This is a genomic window from Saccharothrix sp. HUAS TT1, assembly GCF_040744945.1.
Classification (GTDB): Bacteria; Actinomycetota; Actinomycetes; order Mycobacteriales; family Pseudonocardiaceae; genus Actinosynnema.
Map to the genome: position 1 here is coordinate 6,234,692 of NZ_CP160453.1, position 14,791 is coordinate 6,249,482.

At 72.1% G+C, this 14,791-nt stretch carries 14 protein-coding genes; 6 read left to right on the forward strand and 8 right to left on the reverse strand.

From position 1 onward, the window contains the following. Positions 1 to 21: 21 nt before the first annotated feature. Both AB0F89_RS28000 and AB0F89_RS28005 read right to left on the reverse strand, forming a co-directional pair. A complete protein-coding gene (locus tag AB0F89_RS28000) occupies positions 22 to 1,548 on the reverse strand; it encodes an MDR family MFS transporter (protein ID WP_367128605.1) in 1,527 nt (508 codons plus the stop codon). A gap of 26 nt (positions 1,549 to 1,574) precedes the next feature. Further along, a complete protein-coding gene (locus AB0F89_RS28005) occupies positions 1,575 to 2,033 on the reverse strand; it encodes a MarR family winged helix-turn-helix transcriptional regulator (protein ID WP_367128606.1) in 459 nt (152 codons plus the stop codon). Between the two features lie 104 nt (positions 2,034 to 2,137). On the opposite strand from AB0F89_RS28005, the gene AB0F89_RS28010 reads away from it, so the two are divergent. The 3 genes from AB0F89_RS28010 to AB0F89_RS28020 all read left to right on the forward strand — a co-directional run bounded on the left by AB0F89_RS28010 (position 2,138) and on the right by AB0F89_RS28020 (position 4,566). Next, positions 2,138 to 2,686 (forward strand): TetR family transcriptional regulator, encoded by a 549-nt coding sequence (locus AB0F89_RS28010; protein ID WP_367128607.1) that lies wholly within the window; start codon positions 2,138 to 2,140, stop codon positions 2,684 to 2,686. Between the two features lie 431 nt (positions 2,687 to 3,117). Continuing rightward, entirely contained in the window at positions 3,118 to 3,648 is a 531-nt protein-coding gene (locus AB0F89_RS28015; protein ID WP_367128608.1) for a choice-of-anchor K domain-containing protein, read from the forward strand. A gap of 75 nt (positions 3,649 to 3,723) precedes the next feature. After that, the gene (locus AB0F89_RS28020; protein ID WP_367128609.1) at positions 3,724 to 4,566 is read left to right on the forward strand and encodes an N-acetyltransferase family protein; all 843 of its coding nucleotides are present in this window, start codon (positions 3,724 to 3,726) and stop codon (positions 4,564 to 4,566) included. A gap of 736 nt (positions 4,567 to 5,302) precedes the next feature. On the opposite strand, the gene AB0F89_RS28025 is transcribed toward AB0F89_RS28020, so the two are convergent. From AB0F89_RS28025 to AB0F89_RS28040, 4 genes are all read right to left on the reverse strand, one after another. Continuing rightward, on the reverse strand, positions 5,303 to 5,902 hold the full coding sequence (locus tag AB0F89_RS28025) for a TetR/AcrR family transcriptional regulator (RefSeq protein WP_367128610.1): 600 nt from the start codon (positions 5,900 to 5,902) through the stop codon (positions 5,303 to 5,305). A 69-nt stretch (positions 5,903 to 5,971) separates the two neighbouring features. Then, on the reverse strand, positions 5,972 to 7,507 hold the full coding sequence (locus tag AB0F89_RS28030) for an MDR family MFS transporter (RefSeq protein ID WP_367128611.1): 1,536 nt from the start codon (positions 7,505 to 7,507) through the stop codon (positions 5,972 to 5,974). A 28-nt stretch (positions 7,508 to 7,535) separates the two neighbouring features. Then, positions 7,536 to 8,156: a TetR/AcrR family transcriptional regulator gene (locus AB0F89_RS28035; RefSeq protein ID WP_367128612.1), complete on the reverse strand. Its 621-nt coding sequence runs from the start codon at positions 8,154 to 8,156 to the stop codon at positions 7,536 to 7,538. A gap of 71 nt (positions 8,157 to 8,227) precedes the next feature. Further along, complete coding sequence (locus AB0F89_RS28040) at positions 8,228 to 9,430, reverse strand: glycosyltransferase (RefSeq protein WP_367128613.1); 1,203 nt, start codon at positions 9,428 to 9,430, stop codon at positions 8,228 to 8,230. Positions 9,431 to 9,663: 233 nt separating this feature from the next. Between AB0F89_RS28040 and AB0F89_RS28045 the strand changes: the two genes are divergently transcribed. After that, entirely contained in the window at positions 9,664 to 10,149 is a 486-nt protein-coding gene (locus AB0F89_RS28045) for a carboxymuconolactone decarboxylase family protein (protein WP_367128614.1), read from the forward strand. Here AB0F89_RS28045 and AB0F89_RS28050 read toward each other — a convergent pair. After that, positions 10,113 to 11,573, reverse strand: a complete 1,461-nt coding sequence (locus AB0F89_RS28050) for a carotenoid oxygenase family protein (RefSeq protein WP_367128615.1) — start codon at positions 11,571 to 11,573, stop codon at positions 10,113 to 10,115. The two genes, AB0F89_RS28045 and AB0F89_RS28050, sit on opposite strands and share 37 nt — an antisense overlap. Before the next feature lie 168 nt (positions 11,574 to 11,741). On the opposite strand from AB0F89_RS28050, the gene pip reads away from it, so the two are divergent. Next, complete coding sequence (gene pip / locus AB0F89_RS28055) at positions 11,742 to 12,665, forward strand: prolyl aminopeptidase (protein WP_367128616.1); 924 nt, start codon at positions 11,742 to 11,744, stop codon at positions 12,663 to 12,665. 63 nt (positions 12,666 to 12,728) lie between these two features. Further along, positions 12,729 to 13,541 carry a Clp protease N-terminal domain-containing protein gene (locus tag AB0F89_RS28060; protein WP_367128617.1) on the forward strand — a complete coding sequence of 271 codons (813 nt, stop codon included), beginning with the start codon at positions 12,729 to 12,731 and terminating at the stop codon, positions 13,539 to 13,541. On the opposite strand, the gene glyA is transcribed toward AB0F89_RS28060, so the two are convergent. Continuing rightward, positions 13,517 to 14,773, reverse strand: a complete 1,257-nt coding sequence (glyA, locus tag AB0F89_RS28065; protein ID WP_367128618.1) for a serine hydroxymethyltransferase — start codon at positions 14,771 to 14,773, stop codon at positions 13,517 to 13,519. The two genes, AB0F89_RS28060 and glyA, sit on opposite strands and share 25 nt — an antisense overlap. Between the last annotated feature and the right edge of the window lie 18 nt (positions 14,774 to 14,791).

The following is a 14,791-nucleotide window of genomic DNA, read 5'->3' on the forward strand; positions in this document are numbered from 1 at the left end:
GCCGGCTCGTCACCGGGCCTGTCAGGAGTCCGCGCCGACCTTCGGCTTCGCCTCGGCCAGGTCCAGGCTGGTGCGCAGGGTGATCGGCTTGAGCAGCAGCGCCGCGACCACGCCGACCACCGCGATGCCCGCCGAGATCACGAAGATGTGCCCGGTGGCGTCGCCGTACGCGGCCCGGATGATGTGCTGCACGGCGTCCGGCAGCACGGCCAGGTTGAGGCTGCCGCCGCCCGAGCCGGTGGCCGGGATGCCCGCCGCGGTCAGGTCGCGGGTGATGGCGCCCTCGACCCGCCGGGCCAGCACCGCGCCGAGCACCGACACGCCGATCGTGCCGCCCAGGGACCGGAAGAACGCGATGGTCGAGCTGGCCGCGCCGATGTCCTTCAGCGGCACGGTGTTCTGCACCGCGAGCACCAGGTTCTGCATGCTCATGCCGACACCGACGCCGACCAGCAGCATCGCGCCGCCGACCAGCACCAGCGACGTCTGGTGGTCGATCTGCCCCAGCGCGAAGAACCCGACGACCAGCGTCGCCGCGCCCGCCACGATGTAGGGCTTGACCTTGCCGGTCTTGGTGATCAGCCGACCGGACACGATGGACGCGCCGAGCACGCCCGCCATCATCGGGATCGTCAGCAGGCCCGCCTCGGTCGGCGTGTAGCCGCGGCCGATCTGGAAGTACTGGCCGAGGAACACCGCGCCGCCGAACATCGCCATGCCCACCGCGACGCTGGCCAGGATCGCCAGCGCGGTCGTGCGCTGCTTCACGATCGGCAGCGGCACCACGGGCTCCGCCGCCCGCGCCTCGACCGCGACGGCCGCGCCGAGCAGCACCACCGACGCGCCGACCATGGCCAGGCTCTGCCACGACAGCCACGCGAAGGAGCTGTCCACGAACGAGATCCAGATCAGCAGCACGCTCACGCCCACCGCGATCAGGCTCGCGCCCAGGTAGTCGATCTTGACGTTCTCCCGCCGGACCGTGCGCATCTTCAACGTGGCCTGGAGCACGAACAGCGCGGCCACCGCGACCGGCACGCCGATGAAGAAGCACCAGCGCCAGCCGAGCCACGAGGTGTCCACGATCAGGCCGCCGAGCAGCGGCCCGCCGACCGTGGCCAGCGCCATCACGCCGCCGAGGTAGCCGTTGTAGCGGCCGCGTTCGCGCGGCGGGATCATCGCCGCGATCACGACCTGCACCAGGGCCTGCAGGCCGCCGACGCCGATGCCCTGGAAGGCGCGCGCGGCGATGAGCTGACCCGCGCTCTGCGCGAAGCCGCTGATCACCGAGCCCACGATGAAGATCACGATGGCGACCTGGACCAGGGTCTTCTTGTCGAACAGGTCCGCGAGCTTGCCCCAGACGGGGGTGGTCGCGGTCGCGGTCAGCAGGGTCGCGGTGACCACCCAGGTGTACTGGGTCTGCGAGCCGTTGAGCGCGCCGATGATCTGCGGCAGGGCCGTCGACACGACGGTGCTGCTGAGCATGGCGACGAACAGCACCAGCAGCAGACCGCTCAGGGCTTCCAGCACTTGCCGGTGGCTCATGGGTCCGGTGGTGGTGGCGGGTGCGCTCATCGCGCGGCCTCCAAGGTGGAGCCGAGGGCTCCTTCGATATCGGTGGTCAGGCGGCCGAGGGATTCGGTCAGCACCTCGACCTCTTCAGGGCTCCAGTGGGCGAGCGCGCGGGAGAGCAGCTTGTCGTACCAGTCGCGGGCGGCGGCCAGCTCCTCGTGGCCGCGCCCGGTGACCACGAGGATGCTGGCGCGGCCGTCGCCGGGGTCGGCGCGCCGCTCGACCAGGCCGTTGGCGACCAGTGCGGCCACCGCCCGGCTGACCGTCGACGGGTCCAGCCCGGCCTGGGCGGCCAGCTCCTTGGCGTGGCAACCGGTGGGGTTGGAGCCGGCGCGGTCGATCAGCGCGAGCGTGCCGATCAGGCCGGGCGGCAGGGTGTGGGGGCGCTGCTTGACCATCCGCACGACCCGGAGCAGGTCACGCACCCGGTCTTCCAGCTGTCGCCCGACGGCGTCCATGCCGCCTCCCTGTCTCCTCGCATTGCTTGCCACATACAACTATCGCTCAAACTTGCGCGTTGTGCAAGTTTGCCCAATGGGCAAGTGACCTAGACTGGGTCGGGATGGACGGACTGCGGGAGCGGAAGAAGTCGGCCACGCGCCTGGCCCTGCACGAGGCGGCGCTGCGGCTGGCGCTGGAGCACGGCCCCGACCGGGTGACGGTCGAGTCGATCGCGGACGCCGCGTCGGTGTCCCGCCGCACGTTCTCGAACTACTTCGCCGGCAAGGAGGAAGCGATCTCCTACGGCGACCTGCTCCGGCTGCGCCGCCTGCTGGACCTGGTCCGATCCCAACCGCCGGGCCCACCGCGACCGGCCCTCGCCGCCGCCGCCGAGCGCCTGGTGACGGAGGACTTCGACCCGGACTGGCTGACCCGCCGACGCCTGATCGCCCGCCACCCGGCCCTGGTGGCCCACCAGGCGGCCGCCTACGCGGCGGTGGAGCGCGACCTGGCCGCAGAGATCACCGACCGGACGGACGACGCCAACCCCCTCCGCGCCCGCGTGCTGGCGGCCACCTTCCTCGCCACCCTGCGCGCGACGACCCAGTACTGGCTGGACCACCCCGACCGCCCGTTGGCGGAGCTGGTGGTGGAAGCCCTATCAGGCTGACCTGCGGAAACTCGTCGACTTTGTTGACATCCGCTAAAACCTGCGCGGCGTGCACGTTTTGGCACCGTGAGCTACCACTACGCTCAGCAGTGACCGGGTCACGGACCAGGTCGGACGGAACGTCGATGACCACCGCGCCCCAGGGCAAGCGCCCCGCCCCCACCGGCCGGTCCACCGTCCCCCTGCCAGGCCGGGTTCAGCCGTCGGGACGCCGGGCCCTTCGACCCGGCCGCGCGGCCCGCACCTGGCGTTCGAGCACGGTGTGCACTCGCTTCCCGTCACTTGGAATGCCCAAGACCGGTACTGCGGATATCGAGGAAGAGTCGGGTTGTCCGCTTCACTCGTTCGGCTGATGCGGTTGCACTTGTGAGAGCACCATCGTGGGTGGGGTGCCTCATATCGAGAGCACCTGAGGTGAGGAGTGCTCGGCAGTGGGTCGAATCAGCACCAGGGGAAAGTGGACCGAAGCCTCCATTGGCGGGATCAGCGGGTTGAACACGCCCTACATCAAATGGGGAACCCCGGCCGCCGACCCGCTGGGCGGGCAGAGCGCGTACGAATTCGTGCCGGTCAGCACCTACGCCCACCTCGACGGCACCGAATCCGTGCTGGGCACGTTCATCCACCACAACTGGGCGGTGGTGATGATGGAGGCGTCGACCTTCACCGCGACCCTCGCCATCGACGTGTACTTCGAGGACGACAACAAGCTCCACTCCTTCCTCGCCACCTTCAGCCACGAGGAAACGCTCAACGTGGGCGGCTATCAGGACGACCTCGTCACGCTGCCGAAGATCCACGAACCCGATTTCGTGCACGTCGACGGAGTCGGGTACACGGTGACGATCACCGGTTTCTCGCGGAACGGATTCCCCAAGACCAATTTCAGCAGCCCCGAGGGCACGAGCAACGACGCTGACATCATCGTCAAGTTCGAGCCGAAGAACCCGCAGGGCAGCTGAGCGGGCCACCGACGTCCGCGCCGCCCGCCCGAAACCGGGTGCGGACGGCCGGCGCGGTGGTGTGTGATCGAGGACGTGGCGAACGCACTGGACGAGGCCGCGCGCGTGCTGCGGGCGTGGCAGCACGACGACGCGCCGATGCAACTGCACCCCGGCGACCTGGGCTGGTTCCGGCGGTTCGGCGAGGAGGCCGCGACCGCGGCGGTGCGGACCTGGGGCCGGGACGGGCGGGTGCTCGCCGTCGGGCTGCTGGACGGTCCCCGGTTGCTGCGGCTGACGATGGCGCCGGACGCGCGGCGGGACGCGGAGCTGGCGCGGCGGCTGGTCGAGGACATCACCGAGCCGGAGCGCGGTGTGCTGCCGGCGGATGAGGTCTGCGTCGAGTCGCCGGCCGGATCGCTGGTCCGGGAGCTGCTGTCCGGCGGCGGTTGGCGGGACGGCGAGCCGTGGACCCCGCTGCGCCGGGACTTGGCGGAGCCGGTGGAGGACCCCGGTGTGCGGGTCGAGGTGGTCGGACCGGAGCGGGCCGGCGTGCGGGCGGCGGTGCAGCGGGCGGCGTTCGACCGGTCGACTTTCAGCGAGGAGCGCTGGCGGGCGATGGCGGCCGGAGCACCGTACGCCGACGCCCGGTGCCTGGTCGCGCACGACGACCGGGGCGCCGCGGTGGCGGCGGTGACGGTGTGGTCGGCAGGTCCGGGCAGGCCCGGGTTGCTCGAACCGATGGGCGTGCACCGGGACCACCGCGGTCGCGGCCACGGCCGGGCGATCAGCGTCGCCGCGGCGGCCGTGCTGCGCGAACTCGGCTCGTCCAGCGCGATCGTCTGCACCCCGAGCGCCAACGCCGCCGCCGTCGCCACCTACCGGTCGGCGGGCTTCCGGCAGCTCCCCGAGGTCCGGGACACCTGCCGCGACGCCTGACCGGTGGGGGCGGCGGACGCCGTCCCCACCGGCCGGTCGGGGCTCAGCCCAGCAGGCAGAGCAGGGAGCACGGGGTCGCCGACGACCACGCCGAGTACGACGGCGGGGTGTGGGCGGGCGAGTTGCGCGGCACGTAGCCATGCAGCCGGTCGGGGTGTCGTAGGCGTAGCCGTAGTCACGGGTCGCGCCGTCGTTGACGCCGGGGTGGGCGATCGGGTTGGTCAGGCCCGCACATGCCGACGCGGTGGTCCAGTCGTAGCAGATCGCCGCGCCGCCGTACGGGCCGCCCCAAACGGGCGGGTAGCCGTGCACGTGGCCGGTAGCGTCGGTGATCACCTCGGGGTTGAACGCGATCACGCCGGCGGGCAGCCCGGCCACCGGGGACGGCGCCGCCAGGGGCGAGCTGTCCAGGGCGTAGCAGGTCGTCACGCCCGGCGACGACCCCGTGGTGGTGGAGCAGGCGCCGACCTGCGCACCGGTCGTGCTGTACGCGGTGTAGGCGTTGTAGGTGTAGTTGCCGACCGCGCCGATGGGGCGGTGGCGCCGTGATCGGCGGGCGTGGAAACACCTTGGACGGATTTCGTCAACGTCGACACCGCGGCGGGTGCGGTATCGGCCCCGCGGCGGGAACCGCTGTCGCGGCGGCCGATTCGTCATTCCGCGCGATGGTGGACGCGTTTTTCACCCGCACGCCCCGAGTTCGACCTACCGCCGCACGCCGGAAAGCGGTAGCGCCCTAAACGCGGTCGGGCCCGACCACGGCGAAACCCGTTTCCAACCGCTCGATCATCACACCGATCAGATCGGACAACTCGGGCCGCTGCACGGCGTCCAGCCACCAGCCGACGACCACTCGCAGGGTCGCCATCACGGTCGCCGCGAACATCGCCGGGTACAGGTCGGTGGCCGGGTCGACGCCGACCCGGGCGGCGACGGCGGCGGCGAGTTCCCGCTCCTGGGCGGCGAAGGCGGCGATCTGGTGCGGCAGCAGGGCGGGCGTCCGGCGCAGCACGCGCAGCAGCGCCACCCGGTCCGGGTCGATCCGGTCCGGCACGACCTCGACCAGGGCGGCGCGCAGGGCCCGCAGCACCGGCTCCTCCCCCGGCCTGCCCGCGAAGACCCGGACGAACGCGGCGGCGGTGGCCACGTCACCGGCCACCACGGCCTCCTCCTTGGAGGAGAAGTAGTTGAAGAACGTGCGCAGGGAGACGCCGGCCTCGTTGGCCACCTGTTCGACGGTCACCCCGTCCAGGCCGCGCTCCACGCACAGTCGCAGGGCGGCATCGGCCAACGCCGTCCGCGTGGCCAGCTTCTTGCGTTCGCGCAGTCCCGACACGCGCGAAAGTGTCGCACCCGCCCACCCGGGAACCCGGACAGGTCGGGCAGGTGCGACACCGTGTCCCGCTCAGTGGTTGGCGGCCATCTCCGCGGCCAACCGCTCGTCACCGCTCTGCGTCTTGAGCGGCTTCTCCTTGATGAACACCACCGCGAGCAGCGCCAGCACCGCGATCGGCGCGCCGATCAGGAACAGCTCGGCGGTCGCCGTGGCGTAGATCTCGCGGACGACCAGCCGCACCGGCTCCGGCAGCAGCGACAGGTCCGGCACCGCGCTCTCCGCGCCCGCGGGCGCCGGGCCGAACTTCTCCTCGCTCAACGACGTCACCCGGTTGGCGAGCACCGCGCCCAGCGCGCTCACGCCGATCGCGCCGCCGAGGCTGCGGAAGAACGTGAGGGTCGAGGTGGTCGCGCCCAGGTCCCGGGCGGGCACGTCGTTCTGCGCCGCCAGCACCAGGTTCTGCATCAGCAGACCCACGCCGACGCCGAGCACGGCCATGTGCACGCTGACCATGAACACGCTCGTGTTCGCGTCGATCGTGGCCAGCAGCAGCATCCCGCCGACCATGATCACGCCACCGGAGACCAGGAAGCCCTTCCACTTGCCCCACTTGGTGATCAGCTGGCCGGCGACGGTGGACGACACCAGCAGGCCGAAGATCAGCGGCAGGCTCATCAGGCCCGCCTGCGTCGGCGTCTTGCCCAGGCCGATCTGGAAGTACTGGGACAGGAACACCGTGCCGCCGAACATCGCGACGCCCACCAGCGCGCTGGCCAGCGTGGTCAGCGCGACCGTGCGGTTGGCGAAGATCGTCAGCGGCACGATCGGGTCGGCCGCCCGCGACTCCACCCACACCGCCAGGCCGAGCAGCACCACGCCGACCCCCACCAGCAGCGCGGTCCACGCCGAGGCCCACTCGAACTGGTGGCCCGCCAGCGTCGACCACACCAGCAGGGTGGACACGCCGCCGACGATCAGCGCCGCGCCCAGGTAGTCGATCTTCACCTCCTTGCGCACCACCGGCAGGTTCAGCGTGCGCTGGAGCAGCAGGATGGAGGCGAGGGTGAACGGCACGCCGATGAAGAAGCACCAGCGCCAGCCCAGCCACGAGGTGTCGACCATCAGGCCGCCGATGAGCGGGCCGGCGACCGTGCCGACGCCGAACACCGCGCCGAAGATGCCCGCGTAGCGGCCCATCTCGCGCGGCGGGATCATCGCCGCCATCACGATCGTGGCCAGCGCGGTCATGCCGCCCGCGCCGAGGCCCTGGACGACGCGGCTGGCGATCAGCACCTCGACGTTCGGGGAGAACCCGGCGATGAGCGAGCCGACCACGAACAGGCCGAGGGAGAGCTGGATCAGCAGCTTGCGGCTGTAGAGGTCGGCGAGCTTGCCCCACAGCGGCACGGTCGCCGTCATGGCCAGCAGCTCGGTCGTGACGACCCAGGTGTAGACCGACTGCGAGCCGTGCAGGTCGGCGATGATGCGCGGCAGCGCGTTCGACACGATGGTCGAGGCCAGGATGGCCATGAACATGCCCAGCATGAGGCCGGACATGGCTTGGACGACTTCCCGGCGCGAGGTCGTGCCGGTTTCGGTGGACATCGGGTTCCCCCCAGTTGTCGCGGGTGCGTCAGGTGCGCGGGACGGCTCGCGGCGGGTCGGCGAGGCCGTCGGCGAGCAGGTCGAGCGCTTCGGCGAGCAGTTCGTGCAGCGGTGCGGCGGTGCTGGACCAGCGGGCGACGGCCACCCGGAACGCCGCGCCCGTGGCCGCGCCGAGCAGCTGCGGGTAGGTGTCGTCCTCGGCCAGGCCGACGCGTTCGGCGATGCCGGCGACGAGCTCGCGCTCGAAGGCCTGGCTGCCGGAGAACACCTTCGCCAGCAGCACGGGGTGCTGCTGGACCACGCGCATCCGGTGCAGCCACAGCTCCCGGTCGTCGGCCAGTTCCGCCGCGACCTCCGCCAGCAACGCCTCGCGCACCGCCGCGGCGGTGGACAGGTGCGCCGGCTGGGCCAGGACCAGCGCGCGCAGCCGGGGGCCCGCCTCCGGGTCCGGGCCGAGGACGGCGTCTTCCTTGGTGGCGAAGTAGTTGAAGAAGGTGCGCGGCGAGACGTCGGCGGCGGCGCTGATGTCCTCGACCGTCACGTGGTCGAGGCCGTGCTCGGCGACCAGGCGGACGGCGGCGCGACCCAGGGCGGCCCGGGTCTGCCGCTTCTTGCGGTCGCGGAGCCCCTCGGCCGCCTGCGTGGTCACTGGATCAGGTTAAGCAAAAACCTGCACTTACTGCAAGTTTGCACTGCCTGCACACTTGTGACCCCTCTCTCTCACTTCATCAGCAGCTCGGCGGCCACGACCGTCCCGTCACCGCGGACCTCGCCCGCCACGGCGGTCGCCCGCGCCCCGGTCTCCGGGGCCAAGGCCGTCGCGAGCGCGGCCGACAGCGACTCGGAGGTCGGCGTCGGACCGTCGTGCGCCGCGCCGATGCCGAGGTCGGCCACCCGACCCGCCCAGTAGGGCTGGTCCACGCCCTGCGGCACCACGACCTGGGGCGCGCCGGTCCGGGCGGCGGTCGTCGTCGTGCCCGCGCCACCGTGGTGCACGACGGCGGCCACCCGGCCGAACAGCGCCTGGTGGTTGGCCTCGCCGACGGCGAAGCAGTCGTCCTGGTCGTCGATCAGGGCCAGGTCGGCCCAGCCGCGGGAGATCAGCGCGCGGCGGCCGTGCGCGCGGACCGCGTCGACGGCGACCCGGGCGACGTCCTGGGAACCGCGCATCGGCATGCTGCCGAAACCCACGTACACCGGCGGTTCCCCGGCGTCGAGGAACGCCTCCAGGTCGGCGGGCAGCGGGCGCTCGTCGGGCAGGAACCACGCGCCGGTCTGCACGACGTCGAGGTCCGCGGGCTCGCGCCACGGGTCCAGGACCGGGTCCGTCGCCAGCCAGGGCCGGTCGCCGATGACGTAGTCGCGGACGCCGTCCACGGGCGACAGGCCGATCGCGGTCCGGTTCGCGTTGAGCGCCGCGCCGAACAGCGCGTCGATGCTCTCGGCGTCCAGCTCCCACAGCACCCGGTTGTCGGTCACCTCCGGCGGGAACGGCCGACCCGCGTACGCCAGCGGGGCGTGGTGCGGCGACGGCAGGGTGAGCTGCTGGAAGGTCACGACCACCGAGGGGATGCCCAGGGCGTCGGCCAACGAGCGCGCCCCGGCCTGGGCGGGCATCGCGCCGGTCACCACCACCACGTCGCACCCCTCGGCGGCGGCGGGCAGCACCTCGAACTGGCCGGCGATCAGCTCGGCCGCGCGCTCGGGCAGGGACGCCGACGGCGACACCGCGGTCGTCAGCGCCTTCGCCGACCGGCCCACCGGGATCAGCGGCACGTCGACACCGGCCAGCCGTTGCGCGAAGTCCTCGTCCGGCGGCGCGCACATCCGCACTTCCGCGCCGTGCGCCCGCAATTGCAGCGCGAGCGCCACCAGCGGTTCGACGTCTCCGCGCGACCCGTACGTCGACAACAGCACTCGCACTTGGTGACTCCCGTTTTCGCAGGTTGCAGCTTCGAGCGGCGATTCTGCGGCATGACCCGGGCCTTGCCGCAAGACCCCCTGTGCGCTATAAATTGAGAATGGGAACAGGCGGTATTCCCCTTTCCCGACCCGGTTCGTGACACAGGTCACCCCGTTCAGGTTGTTACAAGCATCCCGCGGCCGGCGTCCCGTGCTCGTCCAGCACCACCGACGTCACGAGTGAGGACGAAGCCGTGGAACCCCGTTTCGCCATCTTCGAGAACGAGATCAGCGCCGACTTCGCCAAGCGGTTCGCCAACGCGGGCGCGGTCGTCACCCGGTCGCCGCTGCCGAAGGCCACCCAGGAGCTGGTGAGCCTGCGCGCGAGCCAGATCAACGGTTGCGGCTGGTGCATCGACATGCACACTAAGGACGCCGCGGCGGCCGGTGAGACCGCGGTCCGGCTCAACCTGGTGGCCGCCTGGCGCGAGTCGACCGTGTTCACCGACGCCGAGCGGGCCGCGCTGGCGCTCGCCGAGGAGGGCACGCGGCTGGCCGACGCCCACCAGGGCGTGTCCGACGGGACGTGGGCGCTGGTGCGCGAGCACTACGACGACGACCAGGTCGCCGCGCTGGTCTGCCTGGTCGCCCTGATCAACGCGGCGAACCGGCTCGCGGTCGTGCTGCGCCAGAAGGGGGGTTCCTACGAGCCGGGCGTGTTCGCCGGGTTCGAGGGCTGACCGCTCGCCGGGCGCGCGGCTAGCCGGGGTGACGTGAACTGGCCGTGGAAGCCGAACGGGATGGCGTGCGGCACCTCGGCTCGTGCCACCTCCTCGAACGTGGCCGCGTCGAGCACCAGCAGGCCGGACCGGCCGGCGTCGGCGTCCAGCACCACGGACAGCAGCACGCCGTCGTCCTCCGCCCGCGCGTCCGGCGAGGGGACGAACACCGGTTCGCCCGGGTACTTCCCCGGTTCCCGCCAGTAGCTCGTCCGTCCACTTCGGACGTCCAGTTTGACCAGCTGGTTGAGGAAGTCGCGGGTGCCGTTGTCCCGCGCGCCGACGCCGTACGCGTACCGGTACTCGCGGCCGTTGTGCGTGTTGTACGCGATGCGCGGCAGCTCGAAGGCGTCCTCGGCCAGCCGCCGCGACCGGACCCCGCCGCCGGCCAGGTCCACCTCGTACCGGGTGGGGAAGGCCGGCGGCAGGTCGCCGCCGCCGCGCACCCCGTCCAGGTACAGCGCGTCGACCACGCCCGCGTCCGGGTACGCGCAGATGTCGACCACCACCCGCCCGTCGGCGTCGAAGGCGTTGATGTGGTGGAAGCCGAAGAACGCGTCGGTGCGCGCGTCGGCGACCACCGACCCGTCCCGCTGGTCGAACACGACGAACCGCGTGCCCAGCTCGGGCCGCCACCGGTAGTTCTCGATGAACGGCTTGCCGCGGAACAGCAGCCCCAGCGGGTTGACCACGTACGGGAAGATGGCCAGCACCACGTGCCGCTCGGTGACGGCGAAGCTGTGCAGGTAGCCGGGGCGGTCGGTGGACAGGCTCGCCAGCAGGCGCCGGTCCCGGCCGCGCTGCCGGTAGATCCGGTAGACGCTGCGCCTGCCGAACTTCAGCACGTAGTTGACCAGGTCGCCGGTGAGCGGCGCCCGGTGCGGGTGCGCGGTGGTGACGTGGCCGGTGATCCCGTCGTCGTGGTCGGAGACGCCGACGGTGGCCAGCGTGTCCCGGTCGAACTCGACCGCGATGGGCGTCTCGGTGAGCGCCCAGTCCCGCTCGCCGTCGGACACCACGTTGACGTTGGTGTTCGGCGTGGTGCGCAGCCGCGGGTGGGTGAAGAAGCGGGCGAAGAGGGAGCGGCACGGGTCGGTGGCGAACTCGCCGAACGCGATGCGGCCCTCGTCGCGGACGGCCTTGAAGCTCGGCGTCTCCAGGTAGCGGTTGCGGTAGGAGACCACGCCGTCGGCGAAGCCGAAGCGGTGCAGCATCGCCTGGCCGTCGAACCAGTGGCGGAACGAGCGGTGGTCGTCCTCGAACTTGGCGGGCCCGTTGCGCACCAGGGCGCCGGACAGCCAGGGCGGCAGCTCGCCGCGCACTTCGAGGTCGTCGATGACGACCTCCTGGTCGAGGGTCTGGAACCCGGCTTGGACGCCCCGCACGGCCCACCTCCCAGAACACTGTTACACAACAATGTTATAAAACACCGTTTTGCATCATCCGTCAAGCTGGGGCGCATCGACCGAGGGGTGGCACGTTGGCGCCTAGCACGCAGACGTAACATCCACGTCCGGCAATTGTGTAAGCGCTAATACAACCTGGGGGACCTCGTGCTGTACCCGGAGATCGAGCCGTACGACCGCGGGATGCTCGACGTCGGCGACGGGCACCGGCTGTACTGGGAGGTGTGCGGCAACCCGAACGGGAAACCGGCCGTGGTGCTGCACGGCGGGCCGGGGTCCGGCTGCACGCCGCGAGCCCGCCGGTACTTCGACCCGCGGGCGTACCGGGTGGTGCTGTTCGACCAGCGCGGGTGCGGGCGGAGCACGCCGCACGCCGGGCAGCCCGTGGTCGACCTGTCCACCAACACCACCGACCACCTGGTCGCCGACCTGGAACGGCTGCGCGAGTTCCTGGGCATCGACCGGTGGCTGCTGTTCGCGGCGTCCTGGGGCTCGGTGCTCGGCCTGGTGTACGCGGAGCGGTTCCCGCACCGGGTCTCGGAGATGGTGCACGCGGGCGTGGCCACCGGGCGGCGGTCCGAGACCGACCTGCTGACCACGGGGCTGGCCCCGATGTTCCCGCGGGCCCACGCCAGGTTCCGGGAGCTGGCGCCGGCCGGCGATCCCGCGGCGGGATACCTCGAACTGCTCCTCTCCCCCGACCCCGCCGTGCACCACCGCGCCGCGCGGGAGTGGTGCGCGTGGGAGGACGCCATCCAGCCGTTGACGTCCGGCGCGGGCCGGTCCGACCAGCCGGAGCACGCGCTGGCGTTCGCCCGGCTGGTCACGCACTACTGGGCGCACGGCTCGTGGCTGCCGGAGGGGATCGTGCTGGCGGAGGCCGGGAAGCTCGCCGGCATCCCCGGCGTGATCGTCCAGGGGGTGCTGGACCTCATCAACCTGACCGGCACGCCGTTCGACCTGGCCCACGCCTGGCCGGACGCCGAACTGGTCCTCATCCCGGAGACCGCGCACGGCGGGAGCGACGTGATGACCGATACCCGGGTCGCGGCTACTGACAAATTCCGGTAACACCCGGAAACTCGGTGCGATGCAGTGGTAGCAGCCTGTTCGCCCGGTGACGAGGGATTGATCTTGGAACGGTTCACCGAGAGCGCGCGCCGGGTCTCCGTGCTGGCCCTCCACGAGGCGCGGCAGCTCCACCACACCGCCATCGGCACCGAGCACCTGCTGCTCGGGCTGCTCGGCGAGGGCGGTGCGGCGTCGTCGTTGCTGGCGGCGTCCGGGTTGACGTTGCCCGGTTGCCGGGCGGACGTGCGGCGGGCGGACGTGCCGCGGTCAGCAGTGCCGCGGGCGGACGGCCACCTCCGGTTCACGCCCGGCGCCAAGCGGGCGCTGGCGTCGGCGGTGCGCGAGTCGTTCGCGTTCGGCCACCGGCACGTCACCACCGAGCACCTGCTGCTCGGCGTGCTCACCGAGGCCGAGGGCGTGGTGCTGGACGTGCTGGCCCGGTGCGGCGCGGACCCGACCGAGGTGCGGGACCGGGCGTTCGCCGCGCTGGCCGGGATCGAGCTGCCACCCGCGCCGCGGGCGGCCCGGCTGTTCCTGAGCTACCGCCGGCCGCAGGACCTGCACCTGGCCGGTCGGATCGCGGACCGGCTGGACGACATCGGCCGGTCCGTGGTGGGCGACGTCGGCGAGTGCGACGTGCTGCTCGCCGTCGTCGGGCCGGACTGGGCGCCGACCGACCTGATGCGCACGGAGGTGGAGCGGGCCGAGCGGCGCGCGGTGCCGGTGGTCCCGGTGCTGGTCGACGGCGCGGTGCTGCCCGCCGACCAGCTGACCGGGCACGCGGCCGACCACGTCACGGTCCGGCACGAGACGTTCCGGGCGGACGTGGCGCGGTTGGCCGACGTGCTGCGCTACGCCCAGCCGGGCATCGGGTAGCCCGCCATGAGGTCGGCGACCTCGGCGGCGATCCGGTCCAGCGCCCGCTCGTCGGCCGCGTCCCGCACCGCGCGGTCGATCCAGTCGGCGATCAGGGGCATGTGCTCCTCGGTGAGGCCGCGGGTGGTGACGGCGGCCGTGCCCAGGCGCACGCCGGACGGGTCGAACGGCTTGCGCGGGTCGAACGGGATGGTGTTGTAGTTCGCCTCGACGCCCGCGCGGTCCAGCGCCTTGGCCGCGGGCTTGCCCCCGATGCCCTTGCCGGTCAGGTCGAGCAGCAGCAGGTGGTTGTCGGTGCCGCCGGAGACCAGGTCGAAGCCCCGGTCGAGCAGGGCGGCGGCCAGCGCGCGGGCGTTCTGCACGACGGCGTGCGCGTAGAGGCCGAACGACGGCTCGGACGCCTCGCCGAGCGCGACCGCGATGGCGGCGGTGGTGTGGTTGTGCGGTCCGCCCTGCAGGACGGGGAACACCGCCTTGTCGACGGCCTTCGCGTGCTCGGCGTCGGTGAGGATCATCGCGCCGCGCGGGCCGCGCAGGGTCTTGTGGGTGGTCGTGGTGATCACCTGGGCGTGCCCGACCGGTGACGGGTGCGCGCCGCCCGCGACGAGGCCCGCGATGTGCGCGATGTCGGCCACCAGGACCGCGCCGACCTCGTTCGCGATCTCGGCGAACGCCGGGAAGTCGATGGTGCGCGGGATGGCCGTGCCGCCGCAGAAGATCACCTTGGGGCGTTCGGCGCGGGCCAGGTCGCGGACCTCGTCGAGGTCGACCAGCCCGGTCTCCTTGGCGACGCCGTACTGGACGCCGCGGAACCACTTGCCGGTGGCCGAGACGGCCCAGCCGTGGGTGAGGTGCCCGCCGGCGGGCAGGGCCATGCCCATGACCGCGTCGCCCGGGTCGAGGAACGCCAGGTAGACGGCGAGGTTGGCGGGCGAGCCGGAGTAGGGCTGGACGTTGGCGTGGTCGACGCCGAACAGCGCCCTGGCCCGGCGGACCGCCAGCTCCTCGACCGGGTCGACCACCTGCTGGCCCTCGTAGTAGCGGCGGCCCGCGTAGCCCTCGGAGTACTTGTTGGTCAGCACGGAGCCGGTGGCTTCGAGCACGGCGGTCGAGACGTAGTTCTCCGAGGCGATCAGGCGGACCTTCTCGAACTGGCGGCGGGCCTCGGTCTGGACCAGTCGGGCGACCTCGGGGTCGGAACCGGTCAACGACGGGATCGCGGGTTCGTGCACGACGACCTCCACGCGCGC

Coding starts and splice junctions, on each gene's coding strand:
- AB0F89_RS28010 (WP_367128607.1), top strand. CDS start 2,138: ATGGACGGACTGCGGGAGCGGAAGAAGTCGGCCACGCGCCTGGCCCTG.
- AB0F89_RS28030 (WP_367128611.1), bottom strand. CDS start 7,507: ATGTCCACCGAAACCGGCACGACCTCGCGCCGGGAAGTCGTCCAAGCC.
- AB0F89_RS28000 (WP_367128605.1), bottom strand. CDS start 1,548: ATGAGCCACCGGCAAGTGCTGGAAGCCCTGAGCGGTCTGCTGCTGGTG.
- AB0F89_RS28005 (WP_367128606.1), bottom strand. CDS start 2,033: ATGGACGCCGTCGGGCGACAGCTGGAAGACCGGGTGCGTGACCTGCTC.